This is a genomic window from Citrifermentans bremense R1, from assembly GCF_000426865.1.
GTDB classification, from domain to species: domain Bacteria; phylum Desulfobacterota; class Desulfuromonadia; order Geobacterales; family Geobacteraceae; genus Geomonas; species Geomonas bremensis.
Window position 1 is genome coordinate 117,632 of the sequence record NZ_AUGE01000005.1, and the last position, 19,464, is coordinate 137,095.

A 19,464-nucleotide genomic window follows, 5' to 3' on the forward strand; every position below is an offset into this window, starting at 1 on the left:
TCACCACTTGGCCGCGACCACGGCTACTATCGCATGAGCCGATCCGTTGAAGGCGCTGTTTTCTGCTTTCTTGTCTTCGTAATCCCTGAAGGTGTACTCAAGCGAGGTCGACAGCACCTGATTGAAGCGGTACTCCCCCCGCGCCGAAACGGTGCGCTGGACGGTACGGAAGGTGCTTAACTCGCCGATCCCCGCGGTGCTCCCCGGTATGACCACGGTGAAGACAGCAGGGTCGGGGCTGAAGTTCGAGGTCGACTCGCTTTGCTGCAGCGAAAGCGAGAGGTCGAGCTTTTCGGTCGCAGCGTACGCAGCATTGAGGGAATAGACATGGGCCCGATTCATGTACTTGGCCCCTGACTGGCTAGGGACAAAGACCCCGGTAAAGAGCACCGGCTGATCGATCTTGTTGCGCAGGTAGGAATAGTTCGCCCCCAGGGTCAGCCTGTGCACCGGAACTACCCATGCCCCTATGTTAGAGTTTTCGCTGTGCTTGTCCCTGTAGGTGAGGGGAGAGGCGGTGTAGCTGACCGGGTCTGGGTTCGCCGGGTTCAACAGCACCAGGTAGTGCGACACCTCGTCGTTTTTGTCATGCCTGAAAAGGGCGTGGCCCGTCAACCCCCATACGTTGCTGCGCGTGTAGTTCGCCAGGAGCTTAGCTTCCTGCCTTTTCCCGAACGAGGCCCCGTAGGAGGGGTGGTCGGTCTCCGCATAGCTGTAATGGGCGCTGGTGCGCAGCCCCTTGATCGGGCGGTAGTACGCCGAGAGGGATCCGGTGTTGGTGTTGGAATTCTCCGGCAAGGCCCAGGTCGAATCGGAAGGAAAGTCGGATACGTGCTTTCGCTGCAGGAACTCTCCGCGGTACTCACCCAGCAGCGAGAGGTTTAGCCGCGGCTTGTAGGAGACAGAGGCGATGACGACATCCTTCACCGTGTCGACGGGGGGGCGCGACAGCGCTGCGGGAAGAAGCAGGTTTGAGCTTAATACCGCGCCGCGGTTGCCGTGCTCCACCTCCTGGCGCCGGTATCTGATGGAAAAGGTGTACTCGCGGTCGGGCGTATAGACGAAGTCGCCGGCGGCGTTTTGCAGATAGGTCCTGGCGTGCTGTACCCCGACGGTATCGGTCAGTTTGGAAAGATTCTCGCGCTGCTCCACCGAGTAGGAGGCGCCGGTTACGAGTCCGCCGGACATGGAACTGTGCAGCTTTATCGTGTGCGAGTAGAAACGGCTGTCGGGATTTTCGTTGTGCTGCTGCGCCCCTGCCAGGGTGAGAGGATTTCCGGCCAGGTCGGGACGCGCCACGTAGTCGGCGATTGGGGTGGAGAGCTTGTCCTCGAAGCTGCGAAACTTGAAATCGTAGATGACGTCGACCGGCCCCAGATGGGCGTCGAAACCCAGGCGTCCTTCCTGGACCTGCTGATTGACCGGCCTTGCCTGCGCGAACACCCGGTTCACCGTTCCCTCGAAGGCGATGTCGGAGAAAATCTGCTGTACGCTCCCCTCCCTCTGGTAGCGCCAGTAGCCAAGGTTCAGGTGCATTGGGAAGTCGTGCAGACGGTAGCGGAAGTCGGCCCGGTCCTGCACCACGCTGACGCCGTACTTGGCGCCGGCATCGAGCTGCATCGGCTCATAGGTCGCTAAGCCGCCGCTGTTTGACCCTGACTGAAAAGAAGGGGAGAACAGGACTTCGCGGTCCAGGTTGTGGTAGAGCGACTCGGTCCTCAGATGCAGGCGATAATCGCCGCTGTAGTCGAGGATCAGGTCGCCGTGATAGTCGTTTTCGTTAAGGTAGAACCCTTCCAGCTCGAGGTTGCTGTCCTTTTCCATGTGCCGGTAAAAGACGCCGCCGCTGCGGCTGGATTCCAAGAAGCCGTACTCAAGGGCACGCCCGGCGTTTCGATCCCTGAAAAGCCAGTTGTACCCGAGCGAGCCTCCCTTTTGCTCCAGCACCTCGACCTGCCGGTCGTACTCGGCCGGGAGCGGGTTCAGGTCCACCAGCAGCTGCGGCTCCGGCTCAGGGGGCGCCTCCAAAAGGTCTGCGTCCGCCACCGGCACCTCGATGATGCCCCCCTCTGCCGCGCAGACGCTGCCGGCTGCCAGCAGCAGCAAGATAAGAGGCGAGATTACGGTAGATACAAGATCAAGAGGCTTGTTCACCATCCGGCTCCTTTGCGTTTACTGGCGCAGCGTGCCCCTGCCAGTCAGCGCCTGGGAGGGGGTATCGGTGCCGTGCACCTGGGAATGGCAGTCGGTGCAGCGATTGGTGAAAAGGCTCTTCAACCCGGGCGTCTCCATGGCCAGGTGCCCGGTATGGCACTGCAGGCAGAGAAACGGCATGCTCGCGTTAAGCAGGTTGTTGTTCACCGACCCGTGGGGAGTGTGGCAATTGATGCAGTTCTCGGTGACGTCGCCGTGTTCGAAGGCGAACGGCCCCTGCTTCTCCATGTGGCACCTGGTGCAGGTTTCCTTGATGGAGTTTCCCTTGAGCAGGCGCTCCTGCGTCGAGCCGTGCACCTCGTGGCAATCCACGCAGGACATCTTCTTCTCCCGCAGCGGATGGTGCGAGAAAAGCGAGTTCTCCGCCTGCACCTGTGGATGGCAGCTAAAGCACATCTCCGACATCTGGTCGCGGCTTACCTTCTGCTGGGGCCCCTGGTGCAGTTTGTGGCAGTCGAAGCAGCTCACGTCGTTCAAGGCGTGGACGCTGGAGCGCCAGTGGGCGAGGGCCGGGATGGACGCGGCGGAATGGCATTTAAGGCAGATCAGGGACTGGGCCTGCGGGGGGAGATTCATGATGTCCAGGAACTTGGAGGTGTCGCACTTCTTCTTGAGCCGGGTGTTCTCCTCAGTGTCGTCGGAGAGGTGCGCGATGGCAAGGCTGCCGGGGCCGTGGCACGACTCGCAGTTGACCAGGGGAAGCCCGGTCTCGGGCTTGATCTGCTCGCCGTGGATGCTGTGGCCGAAGTCGTCGCTGATCTTGTCGTGGGCGTGGCACTTGGAGACGCAGTTGTTGGTCCCGACGTACTCGGCGTCGAGCCTCCCGACGATCATCTTCTCGTAGTCGCGGGTGGGGAGGAGCGGGTGGCTCTGTTTGAGGTTGGCGCAGGAAATGGAGATGATGGGGACGAGCGCCACGAGGATAAACAACTTGATGCAGCGCAGGGTGCGTGCAGATGCCATCTATTCCCCCCTTATCCCCTTTGTAGTGGTGTAGATGAAGCCGCGCACGATGGGGTTCTCGCTCCGTTTGATCTCGCGCGGGGTCCCGACCTCGACGATGGAGCCGCCGTGCATCATGGCGATGCGGTCGGAGATGTACAGCGCGAAGTTCAGGTCGTGGGTAACGATGACCGTCGTGTTCCGGGTGCTTTCTTTGAGCTTGATGATGGTGTTGGCCAGCTCGTCCGTGGTCACCGGATCGAGTTCGGCGGTAGGCTCGTCGTAGAGGATCAGGTCCGGGTTCATCGCCAGCGACCGCGCGATGGCAACGCGTTTTTTCATCCCGCCGGAGAGTTCGGAGGTGCGGAGCTCTTCCTTGCCGACGAGCCCCACCATCTCCAGCTTCTGCTTGATGATCTCCCGGACCTGCGCTTCCTTGCAGACCCTCTTCTCCCGAAGCCAAAGCCCTACGTTCTCTCCCACGGTCAGCGAGTTGAAAAGCGCCGAGGACTGGAAAACCATGCTGTACCGGTAGTCGCGCGCGAGGGCTCCCTGCCCCTGCGCGAAGATGGGCATGTCGTCGATGAAGATCTCGCCGCTGTCGGGGGTCTCCAGCTTGACGATGTGTTTCAAGAGGACGCTTTTACCGGTACCCGAGGGGCCGATGATGCAGAAGGTCTCGCCGGCGTAGATCTCCAGGTCGATGTCCTTCAGCACGTGGTTCGGCCCGAAGAACTTGTTCAACTGCTCGACCCGGATGCCGACCCCCCTGGTATCTTCCAGATTTACCGGGCGATGGCTATCCTGATGAAAGAAGGAGGCGGACAGGCCGTGTTTTATCTTCTCGAACATCCTTCTCCTTTGAGCGCGCCGCGGGCGGTGCCGGCGGAGGCTTCCCTCACCTTGACAGGAGCTGTGAGCGCCTGACGGCTGGATGAGACGCGCCACATACTAACAGAGATGGACGTTCACTGGCAACAGGAATGTTTGTGATAAGTTACGATTAGGTAACGACGAAACGGCACCGGCAGCGGCCTAAAAAAGATAGGGAGAGCGGTTGTCGAACTGGCGCCTGATACGGAAAAGGTACAGGTTCAACAGCACGACTATGACAGTGGCGAAAAGGGTATTGAAACGGAGGTCGTCCTCAGAGACAGCAACGGCCGCGAGCTTCGCGTATTCCTCGACGGGAATGATGGCGAGGTTGATCCAGGCATTGCAGATGTCGAACAGGTTGTAGGCCATCAGGAGCCAGACGGTCAGCTGCTGCCGTTTCAGCACCCCGATCAGCAGGTAGAGAGAGATGAGCGAGTCCATGAAGGCGAGGGACTTCGCCGCCCCCCCCTCGTAGATGACACCCAGCAACGGGAAGGGGGCGCCGTAGTTGGAAAAGGCCATGAGCATGGAGAAGCCGGCCACCACGGCAAGCGGCAACAGCGCAAAGGGGGTGCGCTCAGCGGGCATCGCCGCCCCCCTTCGTTTCCAGCCGCTTTCGTACCGCGCTCCCGGCGGGAGGGATCATCGATGCAGCGCCTTGGCATGCTCCTTCAGCATGCAGCGGTCCATCACCACCTCAAGCCCCGCGTCCATGGCTCTTTGGGCTGCGGCCTCGTTGATGATCCCTTCCTGCATCCAGATCACCTTGGCCCCCTTGGCGATGGCCTGCTCCACTATCTCCGGCAGGAACTCGGAGCGGCGGAAGACGTCGACGATCTCGACCTCGCCGGGGATCTCTGCGAGGGTGGGATAACAGCGCTCCCCCAGCACCTCCTGGCAGGCGGGGTTGACCGGAATGATCCGGTAACCGGCTTTTTGCAGGTAGTGGGCCACCTCGTGGCTCGGCTTGCCGGCATCGGGGGAGAGCCCGACCACGGCGACGGTGCGGTACCTGGTAAGTATCTGCTTCAGATCCGGGACTGCCATAATGCACCTCCGAAAGGTTGATTTACCTCTTGCGCATGCCGCTTAGCGCGACGAAGAAGAAGATTACCGCCATCACCCCGGCAATGAAGATCCAGTCCGCCGCGGAAAATCCGAACATAAAGCGCCCCCTATTTATTGCTGCAGTTTCTCAAGGAGGCTTTTGGCCTCGGGAAAATCGGGATTGAGCCTCAGGGCCTGGCGCAGATAGACCCGTGCGTCGCCGGCGCCCCCCATGTCCAGACAGCAAAGGGCCAGCAGATAGGGGATTTCCGCCATCGGGAATTCCAGCGCGAACCAGGCGTCCGCCATGACGTCGTTCAAAATGGCTGCCGCCTCCTGGAAGGCCCCCTCTTCCCTGAGCGACATGGAGCAGGCGATCGCCTCCAGGTAATCAACGGCGGGAACCCTCGGCACCTCCCCCTTCTCGATACGCTCCAGCCGCGCGTTCAGTTCCGCCAAAGTCTTCTCTTCCACGCCCGGGAGCAGTTCGCGCCAAAGCGCCGCGGCCTTCTCGTATTTGCCCAGGAGAAAATAGACCTCCGCAAGCGTCGACTTCGCCTTCATCAGATCGGGGGCAAGCCGCAGCGCCTTCTCCAGGTACGCCTCGGCCTTGTACAGGGTCACCGTGGAGAGGTGCAGCGCCGAGAAGCGCAGCCCCTGTTCCAGGAGCGTCGCCCCGATCTCCAGGGGGAAGTTGCCGTCCTGCGGCTCCATGAGGGAGAGCACCTTCAGGAGCTTCACCCGCCGCTCCAGGTAGGGAACCTCGACGTCCTTCTCCCCCAGCATGAGGACGTGGGTGGCCAGTTCGGACACGTAGTGTGGGTACCCCTTGAGCATCTGCGCGTAGCGCTCGCAGTGGCGGCAGCCGGGATCCGAGCGCAGCGCCTGGTAGATGCCGCGCCCCACGGCGTCGTAGCCCGGGGCTTCCCCCGCCAGCTTTTGGTAGTCCTCGTCCAGAAGCGGCAGCGGCTCGGGGCCAAGCGGCAGGACCACCTTGCCGTCAAGGCCGGTGACCTGGCTGCCGGCGGCAGGTTGGTAATAGATAATCCCGGGAATGGGTGTGGTCTCTTCCATATCTGTCTCCTTCTTAAAGTACCTGGGGCTCTTCGGTGGTGAAGGTGTTCACCCCGGCATGGACGCCGATGCTCTTGTAGATCCTGACCCCGTCCCACGGTTCGTCCATGATCCCGTCGTGGATGGCCCAGCTGCGCCCCATGACGCTCTTTTCCATCCCCGGCCTGCGGAAGGGGGTGGAGCCGTCCAGGCGCCGGAACAGCGCGCCGCCGGGCTTAAAGCCGGCGTCTATCTCCTGCATCAGCCTTTTCCCCACCAGGTAGTCGAAGCCGTATTTCTCGTAGCGGATCGCGTTGTCGTAGGTGAGCGGCTCGGCCATGATCAGGTCCATGCCGAGCCTCGCGGTGAACAGCTCCAATAGCGGCAGGAACTCACCGAACATCCTCAAGCCACGGCGGGTCTGGTTGGGAAAGAGCCCCGCCTCCATGGCCCTTTGCTCCTCGGTGAGGTTTCTCCCGAGGGTGGCGAAGAGGTTGTTGCGCCCCTGCGGGTCGAGATCGACGTCGAAGCGGGGGGCGGCCGGGTCGGCTATGACGCAGAAGGAAAGTTCCATCTGCCCGTGATGGGTGTCGCAAAGCTCAAGAAAGAAGACCGGATCGGGGTCGCCCGGGGCCCTGCGGGCCTGCAGGCGCACAAAGCGCAGCCCCTGCGGGGCGATGACCTCCACCGTACCTCCCCCCTGCCGCAGCATCTGCTTCAGGCGCGCAGGGAGAAGCGACCGGTAGATCTCCTCCTTCTCGGGAGGGTCCAGCCGGTTGATGTCGTACAGGGAGAAAAGCTGATTCTCCCCGACCTCCAGCTTAAGCTCAGGTGCTCCGTTTAGTGCCATAGTCGCCGATGAGAACCGGGAAGATCTGGGCCCGCAGGTAAGCGATGCTCTTCTCCACCGCGTCCAGCGCCCGGTTGCGGTCGTCCTCCTGGGCCCAATGCATGGCGTCCAGGAGCATGCGGTGCGGGTACCCAAGGTCCGAGATCAGTTTGACGAAGGACGCGGGAAGCCGGGGCGAGAGCACCCGGTCGTTCATCACCCCCCAGGCGATGGTCCAGGCGCGGGCCACGTTCATCATGTCGTACCCCCCTCCCCCCACCGCCACCCAGGGGATCTGCAGGGCGCGCAGCTTGCGCAGTATATAAGAATAGGCGTGGGTGGTGACTTCGAGCCTGGTGAGCGGATCGGTCCTGAAGGTGTCGGCGCCAAGCTGGGTGAAGAGCACGTCCGGGTCGAACGCCGCGATCAGCGGGAAGGCCACCTCGTCGAACGCCTTCATGAAGAGCGCGTCGTCGGCGTGGGCCAAAAGCGGCAGGTTCACCGAGTAGCCCCGCCCCGCCCCTTCGCCCGACTCCCGCTCGAAGCCGGTGCCGGGAAAGAAATAGACGCCGCTTTCATGCAGCGAGATGCTCAAGACCCGGTCGCTTTGGTAGAAGGCGTTTTGCACCCCGTCGCCGTGGTGGGCGTCGAGGTCCAGGTAAACCACCCGCTTCCCCTGCTGCACCAGGCGGTTTATGGCCACCACCGCGTCGTTCAGATAAGAAAACCCGGAAGCGCGGCTTCTTTGGGCGTGATGGTAGCCGCCGAAGGGGTTGAAGGCGGCGGCAAACCCTTCTTCCGTCACCAGGCGCGCCGCCTCCACGGTACCGGAGACCCCGAGGCAGGCCCAGTCGTAAACGCCTGGGAAGACGGGATTCTCCAGGTCGCCAAGGCCGAAGCGGAAATCCGCCCTGGGTTCAGCCGAAGCGCTGAACTCCCGCAGCCGGTCCAGGTACTCGCGGCTGTGCGCCGTCAACAGTTCCGCCTCGCCGACCGGCCGCGGCCGCACCAGCTCCATCCCCGGCAGCTCCAAGAGGCCGTAAGCCTCCATGAGGTCGTGGGCCAGCCGGTAGCGCTGAACCTTGAACGGGTGGTGGTCACCGTAGCTGTACCCTGCCAGATCGGCACAGGCGATGAGAGCGGTTTTGCGGGACAAAGCTACCTCCGGCCGAATAGGCGACAAATCTACCTGCTCGCTTCCGGCAGGTCAACCACTAATTCCTGCTTACCGCTTAGGCAGCTTCGCCCATTTTACAGGCAATATACGCCTGCCTCCTCATTAGGGGGGAAAGGAGAAGCCACTGTTTCCGCGGAGATACCGGATTGGCAAAGAGCTTGCTATCTTTGAGCGCTTCCCCAACGAAGGGGCGCATTACCAACGGAGGTAGCTAAATGAACGGGATGTCAGCGACGACAGCGCTCGGCAGCAGCAGCGACGTACTATTCCTCATGCTCGGAGCGGTGATGGTTTTCGCCATGCACGCCGGGTTTGCCTTTCTTGAAGTGGGGACGGTACGCCGGAAAAACCAGGTCAACGCCTTCGTCAAGATCCTCACCGACTGGTCCGTGTCGACCGTGGTCTACTTCCTGATCGGCTTCCCCATCGCCTACGGCATCAGCTTTCTGAAGCCGGTGAAGGAAATTCTCGGCGACAACCAGGGCTACGACATAACCCACTACTTCTTCCTGCTCTGCTTCGCGGCCTGCATCCCCGCCATCATCTCCGGCGGCATAGCCGAGCGCGCCAAGTTCTGGCCGCAGGTGACCGCCGGCGCCATCTTCGCCGGGATCACCTATCCCGTCTTCGAGTCCCTGATCTGGGGGCAGAGCAGCGCCGGGCTCCAGGCGTTTTTCAAGCGGGTAGGCGGCGCCGAGTTCCACGACTACGCCGGATCGGTGGTGGTGCACTCGATCGGGGGATGGCTCGCGCTCCCCGCGATCATCATCCTCGGCCCGCGCATGGGGCGCTACCTCAAGGGGAAGTCGCACCCGATCCCGATCAGCAACATCCCCTTCCTGGCCCTGGGTTCCTGGATCCTCGCCATCGGCTGGTTCGGCTTCAACGTGATGAGCGCCGGGCACCTGGAGAAGATCTCCGGCATCGTCGCCGTCAACTCGCTGATGGCCATGGTGGGGGGCGTGCTGGCAGCGCTCATCGCCGGGAAGAACGACCCGGGCTTCGTGCACAACGGCGCGCTCGCCGGCCTCATCGCCGTCTGCGCAGGCTCCGACCTGATGCACCCGCTCTGCGCCTTTGTCACCGGCGCCATCGCCTCCGTCATCTTCGTCTACGGCTTCCACCTCGAGCAGGAGAAGCTCAAGATCGACGACGTGCTCGGCGTCTGGCCGCTGCACGGGGTCATCGGCTCCTGGGGCGGTATTGCGGCCGGCATCTTCGGCCAGGAAGCGCTGGGCGGCATGGGCGGGGTCAGCTTCGTTTCCCAGACCCTCGGGAGCCTCACCGCCATCGTCTTCGCGCTCTGCAACGGCTTTTTGATCTACGGCATCCTCTCCAAGACGGTCGGCATAAGGCTGGAGCAGGAGGACGAGTTCAGGGGGGCAGATCTCTCCATTCACAGCATCGGGGCCTATCCCGAGGAGCATATCCGGTAGTCGCCCGGCATAATTGGCAAAAAAAAGGGGTTCCGGTATCGGAACCCCTTTTTTTATTTTGAAATTTGCAGGGAAGAATGTATTATCTCCGATGTTAACGACTTCTAATAACATTTATAAGGCGTACTCTATCATGAAGATACCCTTGGGACAGATCCTGGTACAGTCCGGCATCATCACGGTAAAGACACTGGAGCGTGCCCTGACCCGGCAAGAGGGGTCGGGCAAGCGGCTGGGGGCCATTCTCGAGGAGATGGGGGTGATCACCCCGGAAGAACTGGTCGAGGCCCTGGCCCAGCAGTCGGGGATGGAGATGGTGAAGAGGATCACGGTGCAAAACGTTCCCGGCGAGCTCCTAGAGCTGGTTCCCGGCGAAATCGCCATCAGCAAGCTGGTCTTTCCGCTGAACCGGCAGGGGGGGGTCCTCGCCATCGCCGTCAGCGACCCCATCGACAGCGAAACACTCGACCTCTTGGAAAAGCATAGCTGCAACAAGATCGTGCAGGTACTGGCCGCCCGCGAGGAGATCCTGGGCGCGATCAAGCAGCACTACCTTCGTAACGAGGCAGCGGATAACGTTTCCTTGAAGATCCTCCTGGTCGACGATAGCGCCGGCATGAGCTGCGACGTCGAGGGAGCCCTGAAAAACGAAGGATACCAAGTCTATACTGCCAGGGACGGGGTCGAAGGGCTGAAGATAGCCTTCTCTCAGCGGCCGGACCTGATCCTTTGCGACGCGGGGGCGCCCAAGATGGACGGGTACGCCCTGATGCGCGCCATCAAGGCAAACCCTGCCAGCGCCGGGACCCCCATGATACTTTTGACCTCGAAAGCCTCGCCTGAAGAGGAGCACCGCGCGCTCAAAGCCGGCTTTCACGACTTCATAGCCAAGCCCATGATGACTATCCGCGTAGTCTCGCGCGTGAAACGCGCGTTCCAGATTTTGGACAAGGGGAAAGAGCAGCAGGCAGTTGCTACGCTGTGACCTCTCCCCACGGTGCCTCGGCTCTTGCCGCTACGCAGCCGAGTGCCGGACGCCTTGCCGCTTCCGCTTCCCTTTCCAGCCGCACCAGCTAAATTTTGGCGATGTCCGCGTTCACCACCAGTGCCGAGAAGAGAGCCGTTTTTCTTCTCGACCGCAGTGAGAAATCCCCCCTCATCCGCCGCTCGCCGAGGGGGCCTTTTGCACCCCGCATAGAACTCCCATTAGATTGGTTTCCCATGAGAATGAGAAAGTGCTCCGAAGCGACAGCGCACGGGTTGGTCCTGCTACCTTAATTTACAGAACTTTTCCGAGCCTTTCTTGCATTCAAAAAAGATTAAAGTAAACTAACAAACACATAAACGACAGGGTCATAATAAATTAATTAGAAAAAAGGGAGGGGCGATGTACACTGAGAAAAGAAACTTCGCCAGATTGGCCTTACACGCAAAAGCCAACATCCATCAGAGTGATCTGACCATCGAGGGGGAAGTGGAGAACCTCAGCATGAAGGGGGTTTTCGTTACCGTGGCAAAGAAGCTGGACCTGAACGATTCGGTCTCGGTCACCATCTACCACACGCTTACGCCGCAGGTACTTTGCGACCTTAAGGCTAAGGTGGTCAGGATAACCGACAATGGGATGGGGCTGCAGTTTGAGAAAACCCTGCTCGATTGAGTGGGATCCTGGCCAGTCACCGAAACGGGGAGTGGCGCGGATCCGCCGGGCGCTACCTCAGCAGATGCGGGGTAGTTGCTCGCCGGCGAGCATCTCCACTCCCCGAACTCCTCCCACCATAGTCTCCATCACCACCCGGCCGGCTGAACTCTCGGTCACCTCGCCGATGACAGCGGCATCCTTGCCAAGCGGGTGGCGCCGCATGATTGCCAGCGCCTCCCCGGCCCTCTCCGGCGCCACCAGGGCCAGCAGCTTCCCCTCGTTAGCCACGTAAAGCGGATCCAGCCCCAGTATCGAACAGACCCCCTTCACCCCCGCGTTCACCGGCAGATTTTCCTCGCTGAGCTGGACGGTAACCCCCGATTGCAGCGCGATCTCCTTGAGCGTCGTCGCCACCCCTCCGCGGGTCGGGTCGCGCAGCACATGCAGCGCGTCCCCCAACGGGAGGAGCTCGGTCACGAGGCCGTTGAGAGCAGCCGAGTCACTCTTGATGCCGCTGTCTATCTCCAGCCCTTCGCGGGCGGAGAGGACCGCGATGCCGTGGTCGCCGATGCAGCCGTTGACGATGACCTTGTCGCCCACGCGCGCCGCGGCGCCGTTGATGGAAAGGCTGTGCTCAAGGGCTCCGATGCCTGAGGTGTTGATGAAGATACGGTCCCCTTTCCCCCTGGGTACCACCTTGGTGTCGCCGGTGACGATGGCGACGCCGGCAGCGTCGGCGGCCTCCCGCATGGAGGTGACGATGCGGGCCAATTCGCTCTTGAGAAACCCCTCCTCAAGGATGAAGCCGACGCTCAGGCAGAGCGGGCGCGCCCCCATCATGGCCAGGTCGTTAACCGTCCCGTTCACCGCGAGATCGCCGATGTTCCCCCCCGGGAAGAAGATGGGGTCGACCACGTACGAGTCGGTGGTGAAGGCGAGCTTGACGCCGCCGATGTTGAGCAGGGCCGCGTCGTTTTGTCCCGCTGCCGGGACCCCGGAGAGGTTCGGTATGATCAGCTCGTCCAGAAGCTGGTGGGAAAGCTTCCCCCCGCTGCCGTGTCCCAAGAGGATGAGGTCGTCGTTCAATGCATGCTCCTTTTTTGTCTGACCTGTCTGACCTGTCTGACCCGGTTGAAGGCCCGTTTCTTTAACGTCCGTACTTGAAGGCGGCGGCGCAGGTCCCCTCGCTGGAGACCATGCAGGCGCCGACCGGCGATTCCGGGGTGCACTTGCCGCCGAAGAGCGGGCAGTCGCCGGGTGCGACCTTCCCCTTCAGAATCTCGCCGCAAAGGCAACCCTGATGTTCCTTCAGCTCCTCCACCTGCACCGGGAGGGCAAGCTCGGCGTCGAATTCGCCGTAGGCGTCGGCAATCCTGAGGCCGCTGCCGGGCAAGACGCCGATGCCGCGCCACGGCGCGTCGAAGGGGGTGAAGACCTCGGCCAGCACGCCCTGCGCCTTGGCATTTCCCTCCCACCTGACCACCCGCGAATACTGAATCTCCACCCGGCTCTCCCCTTGCTGTGCCTGGCGCGCCAGCATCTCCACCCCCTGCATCACGTCGGTCGGCTCAAACCCCGTCACCACGCAGGGGACCTGGTATTCGGTGCACAGGAACCGATAGGCGTCGGCCCCGATGATGGCGCTGACGTGGGCCGGGCAGATGTAGCCGTCGACCGAGAGATCCGGGTCGGCCGACAGGATCGCCATCGGCTGCGGCATGGTCTTATGCGAGGCGAGCACGAAGTAGTTGGAGAGCCCCTGCGCCTTGGCGGCCAGGATGCTCCCCGCCACGGTGGGCGCAGTAGTCTCGAAACCGACGCCGAGAAAGACCACCCGTTTCGCCGGATTGGCAGCGGCGATCCGCACCGCGTCCAGCGGCGAGTAGACGACGCGGATGTCGGCTCCCTTGGCGCGCTCCTCCATCAGCGAGGAACTGGAGCCGGGGACCCGGAGCATGTCCCCGAAGGTGGTGATGGTGAGGTCTGGGAGCCGGCTCAGGGCGATGGCCCGGTCCAGGTAGCCGTTGGGGGTGACACAGACGGGGCAGCCGGGCCCGGAGATGAGCTTAACCTCCGGCGGCAGCAGGCTCCTCAACCCGTACTGGTAGATCGCCATGGTGTGCGTGCCGCAGACCTCCATGAACACCAGCGGCTTCTTCCTCCCGCGGGTCAGCTCGGCGATGCGTCGCGCCAGCCCCTGCACCAGCTCCTTGTCGCGAAAACTGTCCTGGTAGTTCATCCCATAAGCTCCGGTTCGAAAGCCTCCCGCATCAGCTCCAGAGTGGCCTTGGCGTCCTCCTCGTCCAGCTTGGAGATGGCGAAGCCGGCATGGATGATTACGAAATCGCCCACCTTGACCTCGTGGTCCAGCAGCATGAGGCTCGCCTCGCGCTTGACCCCGTCGACCTCGGTGAGCGCCTGATCGCCTTCGATACTGATCACCTGCATGGGTACACCGACACACATATAAAGCTCCTTCGCTGCGCTCAGTCGCAGATAAAGATTAAGATTAAGATTCAGCAAAACCTGTGGGTTGCCCCCCCTCTTGCGCTGCGCTCAGTCGCTAACCCCGAGCCTGCATCGCCCCTGCTATCGCCGCCTGCCCCAAGGCGAGCCCGCCGTCGTTTGGTGGGACCAACCGGTGGCAGTATACCTGGAACGCGTCGCCTGCCAGCAACTCCGCCACCTCCTCGGTCAGGAGCCGGTTCTGGAATACCCCCCCGGAGAGCACCACCCTCACGTAGCAGGTCTCCTCACGCAGCCTGCGGCAGACGTCAAGAACGCCGCGGGCTACGGTGCGGTGGAAAGCGCGCGCGATATTGGCGCGGCTTCTCCCCTGGGCAAGGTCGGCACAGATGGCGGCGATGGCGGGAGCGAAATCCAAAACGTGCCCCCACTCTTCCCGCACCTGGCACGGGTAGGGATCCACCTCCCCCCCCTGTTCGGCCAAGGCCTCCAGCTCAATGGCCGCCTGCCCCTCGTAGCTGATGCGGCTGCGCACGCCGATCAAGGCGGACACCGCATCGAAGATCCGGCCGCAACTCGAAGTGAGCGGGGAGTTGATCCCTTTTTTCAGCATTTTCAAAAAGAGCGGCCGGTCGGCCTGCGCCACTTCGGAAAGAACCGCCAGCGGCTGATCGAAAAGCCGATCGCCGTGCAGGGAGTAGAGCGCCGAGAGCGCCATGCGGTACGGCTCCTTAACGGCGGCATCCCCCCCAGGCAGCCTCAACTGAGCAAAGTGCGCGCGCCTTTCGAAGCGGCTGTAGCCGCCCACCAGGAACTCGCCCCCCCAGATGGTGCCGTCGGTCCCGTAGCCGGTGCCGTCCAGGATGACTCCTATGACTTCGCCCTCCAGCCCGTTCTCCGCCATGCAGGAGGCCATGTGGGCGTGGTGGTGCTGCACCCACACGGCCGGAAGCCCCAAAGCGGTCGCGTAATGGGTGGAGAGATAGTCCGGGTGCAGGTCATGCGCCACCAGCGCAGGTGTTATCTCCAAAAGGCTCTGCAGGTCCGACGCGCTCTGTTCCAGGGACGCCAGCGTCGCCGCGTTCTTGAGATCGCCGATATGCTGGCTCATGAAAGCCCGGTCCCCGCGGGTGAGACAAAGGGTCGCCTTCAGTTCGCCCCCGACGGCGAGAACGCTTGCCTGTTCTGCCGGCAGTTGCACGGCGCGCGGCACGTAACCGCGGGAGCGGCGCAGGAAAAGCGGCTCCCCTCGGTAGAGGCGGAGCACCGAATCGTCGGTGCGCGTATGGATCTCCCGGTCGTGGGTGAGGAAAAGGTCGGCGATGCCGGAAAGCATCTCCAGCGCCTCGGCATCCCGGTAGGCGATCGGCTCGTCGGAGAGATTGCCGCTGGTCATGACCAGGGGGGCGTTTGCGCCTCTGGCCAGCAGATGCTGCAGCGGGTTTCCCGGCAGCATGAACCCGAACCACCCGTTGCCGGGAGCGACCAGATCGCTGATGGAGGAGCCGGCAAGCTTCCTCGTCAGCACGATGGGGCGCTCAACCCCGAGCAGCAGCCGTCCCTCCAGCTCGGAACAGTGTGCGTGACGGCGCACCGCTTCGAGGTCGGCGACCAGCATGGCAAAGGGCTTCTCATCGCGCCTTTTGCGCTGCCGCAGCCGCTCCAGCGCAGCCTGGTTGCCGGCGTCAACCGCCAGGTGGTACCCTCCTACCCCCTTCACCGCTACGATCTTCCCTTGGGAGAGCGCCTCCAGCGCCAGCTTGAGCGCGTCGCCGCAGACCGGGGCGCCGCTTGGCTCCAAAAGGGACAAATGCGGACCGCAGACCGGGCAGGCGTTTGGTTGCGCGTGGAAGCGCCGGTTGCCGGGATCGTGGTATTCGGCGAGGCAGTCGTCGCACATGGCGAAGCCTGCCATGGTGGTGGCGGGTCGGTCGTAGGGGATGCCGGTGATGATGGAATAGCGCGGGCCGCAGTTGGTGCAGTTGATGAATGGGTAGCCGTGGCGGCGGTTATCGGGGTCGAAGAGTTCGGCGAGGCAGTCGTCGCAGACGTCGCAATCGGGGGAGACCTCGCCGCCGGCGGCGCTCCTGGCGCTCTCGACGATGGCGAAGCCGGTTGCCCCTGCCGCTGGAATCGGCTGCGCGCGCAGCTGGCAGATCACCGCCAAAGGAGGCGCCTCGTCGCGCACGGCACGGCGAAATTCTTCTATGGCGGCGGCATCCCCCTCAACCTCGATCTGCACGCCTTCCCCGGTGTTGCGGACCCAGCCGGAGAGGCCGAGGCGATTGGCGAGCCGGTAGACGAAGGGGCGGAAACCCACCCCCTGCACTATGCCGCCGATCTCGATGGCGGCACGCTCCGGCGCGCCCTGCATGGCCGCATCACGCTCCAGGGGATCCCCCGGAAGCCTGCTCCATCTGGTCCTTGAGCCAGCCGTACCAGGCGTCCATCCCGGCGCCGCTCTTGCTGGAAACCTCGAAGATCCGGATCTGCGGCGACACCCGCCGCGCCATCTCCTTGCATGCCTCCACGTCGAAATCGAGATAAGGAAGCAGGTCGACCTTGTTGAGGAGCATCACGTCCGCCGCATGGAACATCTGCGGGTACTTGAGCGGCTTGTCCTCACCCTCGGTCACGCTCAACACCACCACCTTGTGGTGCTCGCCCAGGTCGAAGGAAGCGGGGCAGACCAGGTTGCCGACGTTCTCGATCAAGAGCAGGTCCAGGCGGTCCAGGTCGAAGTGCTCCACGGCGTGCAGCACCATGTGCGCGTCCAGGTGGCAGCCGGCCCCGGTGTTCACCTGCTTTACCGGGACGCCGGTAGCGGCAATCCTCACCGCGTCGTTGTCGGTCTGCTGGTCCCCTTCGATCACCGCCGGGTGGCAGGAGCCGGAGAGATCCCTCAGGGTCCGCTCCAGGATGGTGGTCTTGCCGGACCCCGGAGAGCTGACCAGGTTCAGCACGAAGAGCCCCTTGTCGCGAAACAGCGCCCGGTTTCCCTGCGCCATGCGGTTGTTTTTGGCAAGGATGTCCGTTTCTATCAGCACTTTCCTGGCGGGCTGCGCCTGATCGTGGTGCTGGTGATGATGGTGCTTTTGGCCGTGATCATGACTGTGGCCATGCCCGTGATCATGACCGTGGTGGTGACCATCCCCATGGTGGTGGTCGTGCTCATGATCATGGTCATGGGCATGTTTGCCGTCAGACGGGCCGCACCCGCAATCTACACACATATTAGTCGATCCTCCAAGGCTGGCTCATGAGCGTTGATCCCACAGAGCGCCAAGTATACCCGAAAACCGCGGCAAGAGGTGCATAAAGCGCACCCTGTCGCGGTTACCTTTTTTCTTCTACCTTGACGCTATCGTCACTGTTCAGGGCTTTCTTGAATCCCCTGATGCTGCTCCCCAGCGCCTGGCCGAACTGCGGCAGCTTGGAGGGTCCTGCGACCACCAGCAGTATCGCCGCCACGACGCAGAGTTCCGGTAAACCGATTCCGAACATATCCTTCTCCTTTGGCGCTATTTGCGCTCGAGGTCGATTCCGACCTTATTCAGCTCTTCGACCACCAGCTTGGCTACCTTCTCCAGCCCCGCCTTGAGCGGCGGGGTGAGCTGGTCTCCCGGTTCGAGCGAGCCCGCTACGATACCGAAGAAGGTGAGATCCGGCTTCGGCGCGTCGCGCATCTCGGAGATCAGCAGCATCTCCTGGAGCCCTATCTGGTGCGGGGACATCTTCACCGGGATGTTCTTAAGCATGATGTCCTCGCGCTCGTAGCGGAAGATATCTCCCGGCTCTCCCTTGGCCTGGACCACGTCCACCAGGATGACCCGGTCGGCCTCCTCGAATTTGAAGTGCACCATGATCCCCAGGGTGCCGCCGTCGTAGAGCTCGACGTTCTCCGGTATCCGGTACACCTCTTCCATATGTCTGACGAAATGGACGCCGAAACCCTCATCGGAAAGGATGAGGTTCCCGGCGCCGTAGATAAGGACCTGCATGGTAACTCCTTGAACGGCTAAAGGCGGGGCTAGGGGGTGGCCGTTCTTTGCCAGCTCCTAGTCCCTAGCCCCTGGTTTTACAGCACTTTCACCTTGGTGATTTCCTTTCCTTCGGGGTCGACCGTGTGCACGGCGCAGGCGATGCAGGGGTCGAAGGAGTGGATGGTCCTCAAGACCTCCAGCGGCTTGCTGCTGTCGGCGATGGGGTTCCCGACGAGCGACGCCTCGTAGGGGCCGAGTTCTCCCTTGTCATTTCTGGGAGCGGCGTTCCAAGTGGAGGGAACGACGGCCTGGTAGTTCTCGATCTTCTTGTCCTTGATGACGATCCAGTGGCTCAGGGTGCCGCGCGGCGCCTCGTGGAAGCCCACCCCGCGGTACTCCCCTTTGGGGATCTCGGTGTGGTTCGCGTAGGTTTGGTCGCCGGTGGCGATGTTGGCGATCAGCTTGTCCAGGTTTTCCAGCGCGATGTCGGCCATGATGTGGGCGCGCGCGCCGCGGCAGTACAGGCGCCCCATGGTGGAGTGGATGTCCTTCATCGAGAGGCCGAGGGTGGAGACGGCGCCGTCGACGAGCTTTTTCACCTTCGGGTTTCCTGCGGCGTAGGCGGCCATGATCTGCGCCGGAGGACCTACCTGCACCGGCTTTCCGTCCAGGGTCGGCGCCTTGCACCAGGAGTACTTGCCGTTTTCCTTGAAGTCGGTGTAGTCGGGCTTGGTCTCCCCTTCCCAGGGGTGCAGCGTGCCGTTCCCCTCGTACCAGGCGTGGGTGACGTTCTCCTTGATGTTCTTGATCAGGTATTCATCGCGATGGTCCTTGACCGGCCTGATGCCGGCGATGTTACCCGCCATGACCACGCCGCCCGGAAGGGAGAACTTGCCGTTTTTGGTGTCTTCCGGGAACTCGGGGACCGCCATGTAGTTGGTGACCCCTGCCCCGTACTTGAACCAGTCCTTGTAAGAACCGGCAATGGCTAGGAGGTCCGGGTAGTACACCTTCTGCACGAAGTCGCGGGTCTCCTCCATCAGGGTCCTCAGGTAGATGAGGCGCTCGATGTTGAGGGTGGCGATGTTCTCGGTGTTGATCGCGGTGGCGACGCCCCCCACCACCAGGTTCTGGATGTGCGGGTTCTTCCCTCCCAGGATGGCAGTCGCCTGGGACGCCTTTCTCTGGTAGTCGAGCGCCTTCAGGTAGTGGGCCACCGCCATCAGGTTCACCTCGGGGGAGAGCTTCATGGCCGGGTGCCCCCAGTAGCCGGAGGCGAAGATGCCGAGTTTGCCGCCGGCGACGAACGCCTTCAGCTTGTCCTGGACCGCCTTGAACTCCTTCTCGGAGTTACCCGGCCAGTCGGAGATGCTCTGGGCGATCTGGGCGGTCTTCTTCGGGTCGGCTTTGAGCGCCGAGACTATGTCGACCCAGTCCAGCGCCGAGAGGTGGTAGAAGTGGACGATGTGGTCCTGCACCGAGTGCTGGGCGATCATGATGTTGCGGATGTACTGGGCGTTGAGCGGCACCTCGACGTTCAGGGCGTGCTCTACGGCGCGGATCGAGGAGATGGCGTGCACCGTGGTGCAGACGCCGCAAAAGCGCTGCACGAAGCTCCAGGCGTCCTCGGGGGCGCGCCCCTTGAGGATGACCTCGATGCCGCGCCACATCTGGGCCGAGGACCAGGCGTTGGTGACCTTGCCGCCGTTGGCTTCGACGTCTATCCTGAGGTGCCCTTCGATGCGGGTGATGGGATCAAGCGTGATTCTAGACATTTATTTCCTCCAAAAGCTGAATTG

Annotated in this window: 19 protein-coding genes; 3 read left to right on the forward strand and 16 right to left on the reverse strand. The window is 62.4% G+C overall.

Going from position 1 to position 19,464, the window contains the following annotated elements; all coding sequences use genetic code 11:
- The 8 genes from K419_RS0105125 to K419_RS0105165 form a co-directional block, all read right to left on the reverse strand.
- Complete coding sequence (locus K419_RS0105125; protein ID WP_026840641.1) at positions 1–2,157, reverse strand: porin family protein; 2,157 nt, start codon at positions 2,155–2,157, stop codon at positions 1–3.
- A gap of 15 nt (positions 2,158–2,172) precedes the next feature.
- Positions 2,173–3,177, reverse strand: coding sequence for a DmsE family decaheme c-type cytochrome (locus K419_RS0105130; protein ID WP_026840642.1), 1,005 nt, complete (start codon positions 3,175–3,177; stop codon positions 2,173–2,175).
- Positions 3,178–4,008: an ABC transporter ATP-binding protein gene (locus tag K419_RS0105135; RefSeq protein ID WP_026840643.1), complete on the reverse strand. Its 831-nt coding sequence runs from the start codon at positions 4,006–4,008 to the stop codon at positions 3,178–3,180.
- A gap of 183 nt (positions 4,009–4,191) precedes the next feature.
- Positions 4,192–4,620, reverse strand: coding sequence for a hypothetical protein (locus K419_RS0105140; protein ID WP_026840644.1), 429 nt, complete (start codon positions 4,618–4,620; stop codon positions 4,192–4,194).
- A 54-nt stretch (positions 4,621–4,674) separates the two neighbouring features.
- Positions 4,675–5,079 (reverse strand): CoA-binding protein, encoded by a 405-nt coding sequence (locus K419_RS0105145; protein WP_026840645.1) that lies wholly within the window; start codon positions 5,077–5,079, stop codon positions 4,675–4,677.
- A 132-nt stretch (positions 5,080–5,211) separates the two neighbouring features.
- Positions 5,212–6,153 (reverse strand): tetratricopeptide repeat protein, encoded by a 942-nt coding sequence (locus K419_RS0105155; protein ID WP_026840646.1) that lies wholly within the window; start codon positions 6,151–6,153, stop codon positions 5,212–5,214.
- 13 nt (positions 6,154–6,166) lie between these two features.
- Positions 6,167–6,982, reverse strand: a complete 816-nt coding sequence (locus K419_RS0105160; RefSeq protein ID WP_051292880.1) for a hypothetical protein — start codon at positions 6,980–6,982, stop codon at positions 6,167–6,169.
- Positions 6,960–8,117 (reverse strand): acetoin utilization protein AcuC, encoded by a 1,158-nt coding sequence (locus K419_RS0105165; protein WP_026840648.1) that lies wholly within the window; start codon positions 8,115–8,117, stop codon positions 6,960–6,962. The genes K419_RS0105160 and K419_RS0105165 overlap by 23 nt, the downstream gene beginning before the upstream one ends.
- A gap of 236 nt (positions 8,118–8,353) precedes the next feature.
- Between K419_RS0105165 and K419_RS0105170 the strand changes: the two genes are divergently transcribed.
- The 3 genes from K419_RS0105170 (at position 8,354) to K419_RS0105180 (ending at position 11,234) form a co-directional block, all read left to right on the forward strand.
- Entirely contained in the window at positions 8,354–9,574 is a 1,221-nt protein-coding gene (locus tag K419_RS0105170; protein WP_026840649.1) for an ammonium transporter, read from the forward strand.
- A 133-nt stretch (positions 9,575–9,707) separates the two neighbouring features.
- Positions 9,708–10,559: a response regulator gene (locus K419_RS0105175; RefSeq protein WP_026840650.1), complete on the forward strand. Its 852-nt coding sequence runs from the start codon at positions 9,708–9,710 to the stop codon at positions 10,557–10,559.
- A 402-nt stretch (positions 10,560–10,961) separates the two neighbouring features.
- Entirely contained in the window at positions 10,962–11,234 is a 273-nt protein-coding gene (locus tag K419_RS0105180) for a PilZ domain-containing protein (RefSeq protein WP_026840651.1), read from the forward strand.
- Positions 11,235–11,291: 57 nt separating this feature from the next.
- Here the strand turns inward: K419_RS0105180 and hypE are convergent, their stop codons facing one another.
- From hypE to K419_RS0105220, 8 genes are all read right to left on the reverse strand, one after another.
- Positions 11,292–12,302, reverse strand: a complete 1,011-nt coding sequence (gene hypE, locus K419_RS0105185; RefSeq protein ID WP_026840652.1) for a hydrogenase expression/formation protein HypE — start codon at positions 12,300–12,302, stop codon at positions 11,292–11,294.
- A gap of 61 nt (positions 12,303–12,363) precedes the next feature.
- Entirely contained in the window at positions 12,364–13,455 is a 1,092-nt protein-coding gene (gene hypD / locus K419_RS0105190) for a hydrogenase formation protein HypD (RefSeq protein ID WP_026840653.1), read from the reverse strand.
- On the reverse strand, positions 13,452–13,682 hold the full coding sequence (locus tag K419_RS0105195; RefSeq protein ID WP_026840654.1) for a HypC/HybG/HupF family hydrogenase formation chaperone: 231 nt from the start codon (positions 13,680–13,682) through the stop codon (positions 13,452–13,454). Before K419_RS0105195 ends, hypD begins: the two co-directional genes overlap by 4 nt.
- Before the next feature lie 97 nt (positions 13,683–13,779).
- Positions 13,780–16,056 (reverse strand): carbamoyltransferase HypF, encoded by a 2,277-nt coding sequence (gene hypF, locus K419_RS0105200; RefSeq protein ID WP_026840655.1) that lies wholly within the window; start codon positions 16,054–16,056, stop codon positions 13,780–13,782.
- Between the two features lie 7 nt (positions 16,057–16,063).
- A complete protein-coding gene (hypB, locus tag K419_RS21625; protein WP_035496909.1) occupies positions 16,064–16,915 on the reverse strand; it encodes a hydrogenase nickel incorporation protein HypB in 852 nt (283 codons plus the stop codon).
- Between the two features lie 103 nt (positions 16,916–17,018).
- Entirely contained in the window at positions 17,019–17,186 is a 168-nt protein-coding gene (locus K419_RS0105210; RefSeq protein ID WP_012531569.1) for a twin-arginine translocase TatA/TatE family subunit, read from the reverse strand.
- Between the two features lie 17 nt (positions 17,187–17,203).
- Positions 17,204–17,683: a HyaD/HybD family hydrogenase maturation endopeptidase gene (locus tag K419_RS0105215; RefSeq protein ID WP_012531570.1), complete on the reverse strand. Its 480-nt coding sequence runs from the start codon at positions 17,681–17,683 to the stop codon at positions 17,204–17,206.
- Between the two features lie 77 nt (positions 17,684–17,760).
- A complete protein-coding gene (locus K419_RS0105220; protein ID WP_026840656.1) occupies positions 17,761–19,440 on the reverse strand; it encodes a nickel-dependent hydrogenase large subunit in 1,680 nt (559 codons plus the stop codon).
- Between the last annotated feature and the right edge of the window lie 24 nt (positions 19,441–19,464).

Excerpts from the sequence above, each read along its gene's own strand:
- K419_RS0105170 (WP_026840649.1), top strand. The coding sequence starts at position 8,354 with ATGAACGGGATGTCAGCGACGACAGCGCTCGGCAGCAGCAGCGACGTA.
- hypD (WP_026840653.1), bottom strand. The coding sequence starts at position 13,455 with ATGAACTACCAGGACAGTTTTCGCGACAAGGAGCTGGTGCAGGGGCTG.
- K419_RS0105220 (WP_026840656.1), bottom strand. The coding sequence starts at position 19,440 with ATGTCTAGAATCACGCTTGATCCCATCACCCGCATCGAAGGGCACCTC.
- K419_RS0105215 (WP_012531570.1), bottom strand. The coding sequence starts at position 17,683 with ATGCAGGTCCTTATCTACGGCGCCGGGAACCTCATCCTTTCCGATGAG.
- K419_RS0105125 (WP_026840641.1), bottom strand. The coding sequence starts at position 2,157 with ATGGTGAACAAGCCTCTTGATCTTGTATCTACCGTAATCTCGCCTCTT.
- hypF (WP_026840655.1), bottom strand. The coding sequence starts at position 16,056 with ATGCAGGGCGCGCCGGAGCGTGCCGCCATCGAGATCGGCGGCATAGTG.
- K419_RS0105145 (WP_026840645.1), bottom strand. The coding sequence starts at position 5,079 with ATGGCAGTCCCGGATCTGAAGCAGATACTTACCAGGTACCGCACCGTC.
- K419_RS0105210 (WP_012531569.1), bottom strand. The coding sequence starts at position 17,186 with ATGTTCGGAATCGGTTTACCGGAACTCTGCGTCGTGGCGGCGATACTG.
- hypB (WP_035496909.1), bottom strand. The coding sequence starts at position 16,915 with ATGTGTGTAGATTGCGGGTGCGGCCCGTCTGACGGCAAACATGCCCAT.
- K419_RS0105130 (WP_026840642.1), bottom strand. The coding sequence starts at position 3,177 with ATGGCATCTGCACGCACCCTGCGCTGCATCAAGTTGTTTATCCTCGTG.
- K419_RS0105140 (WP_026840644.1), bottom strand. The coding sequence starts at position 4,620 with ATGCCCGCTGAGCGCACCCCCTTTGCGCTGTTGCCGCTTGCCGTGGTG.
- K419_RS0105175 (WP_026840650.1), top strand. The coding sequence starts at position 9,708 with ATGAAGATACCCTTGGGACAGATCCTGGTACAGTCCGGCATCATCACG.
- K419_RS0105160 (WP_051292880.1), bottom strand. The coding sequence starts at position 6,982 with ATGGCACTAAACGGAGCACCTGAGCTTAAGCTGGAGGTCGGGGAGAAT.
- K419_RS0105135 (WP_026840643.1), bottom strand. The coding sequence starts at position 4,008 with ATGTTCGAGAAGATAAAACACGGCCTGTCCGCCTCCTTCTTTCATCAG.
- K419_RS0105195 (WP_026840654.1), bottom strand. The coding sequence starts at position 13,682 with ATGTGTGTCGGTGTACCCATGCAGGTGATCAGTATCGAAGGCGATCAG.
- K419_RS0105155 (WP_026840646.1), bottom strand. The coding sequence starts at position 6,153 with ATGGAAGAGACCACACCCATTCCCGGGATTATCTATTACCAACCTGCC.
- K419_RS0105180 (WP_026840651.1), top strand. The coding sequence starts at position 10,962 with ATGTACACTGAGAAAAGAAACTTCGCCAGATTGGCCTTACACGCAAAA.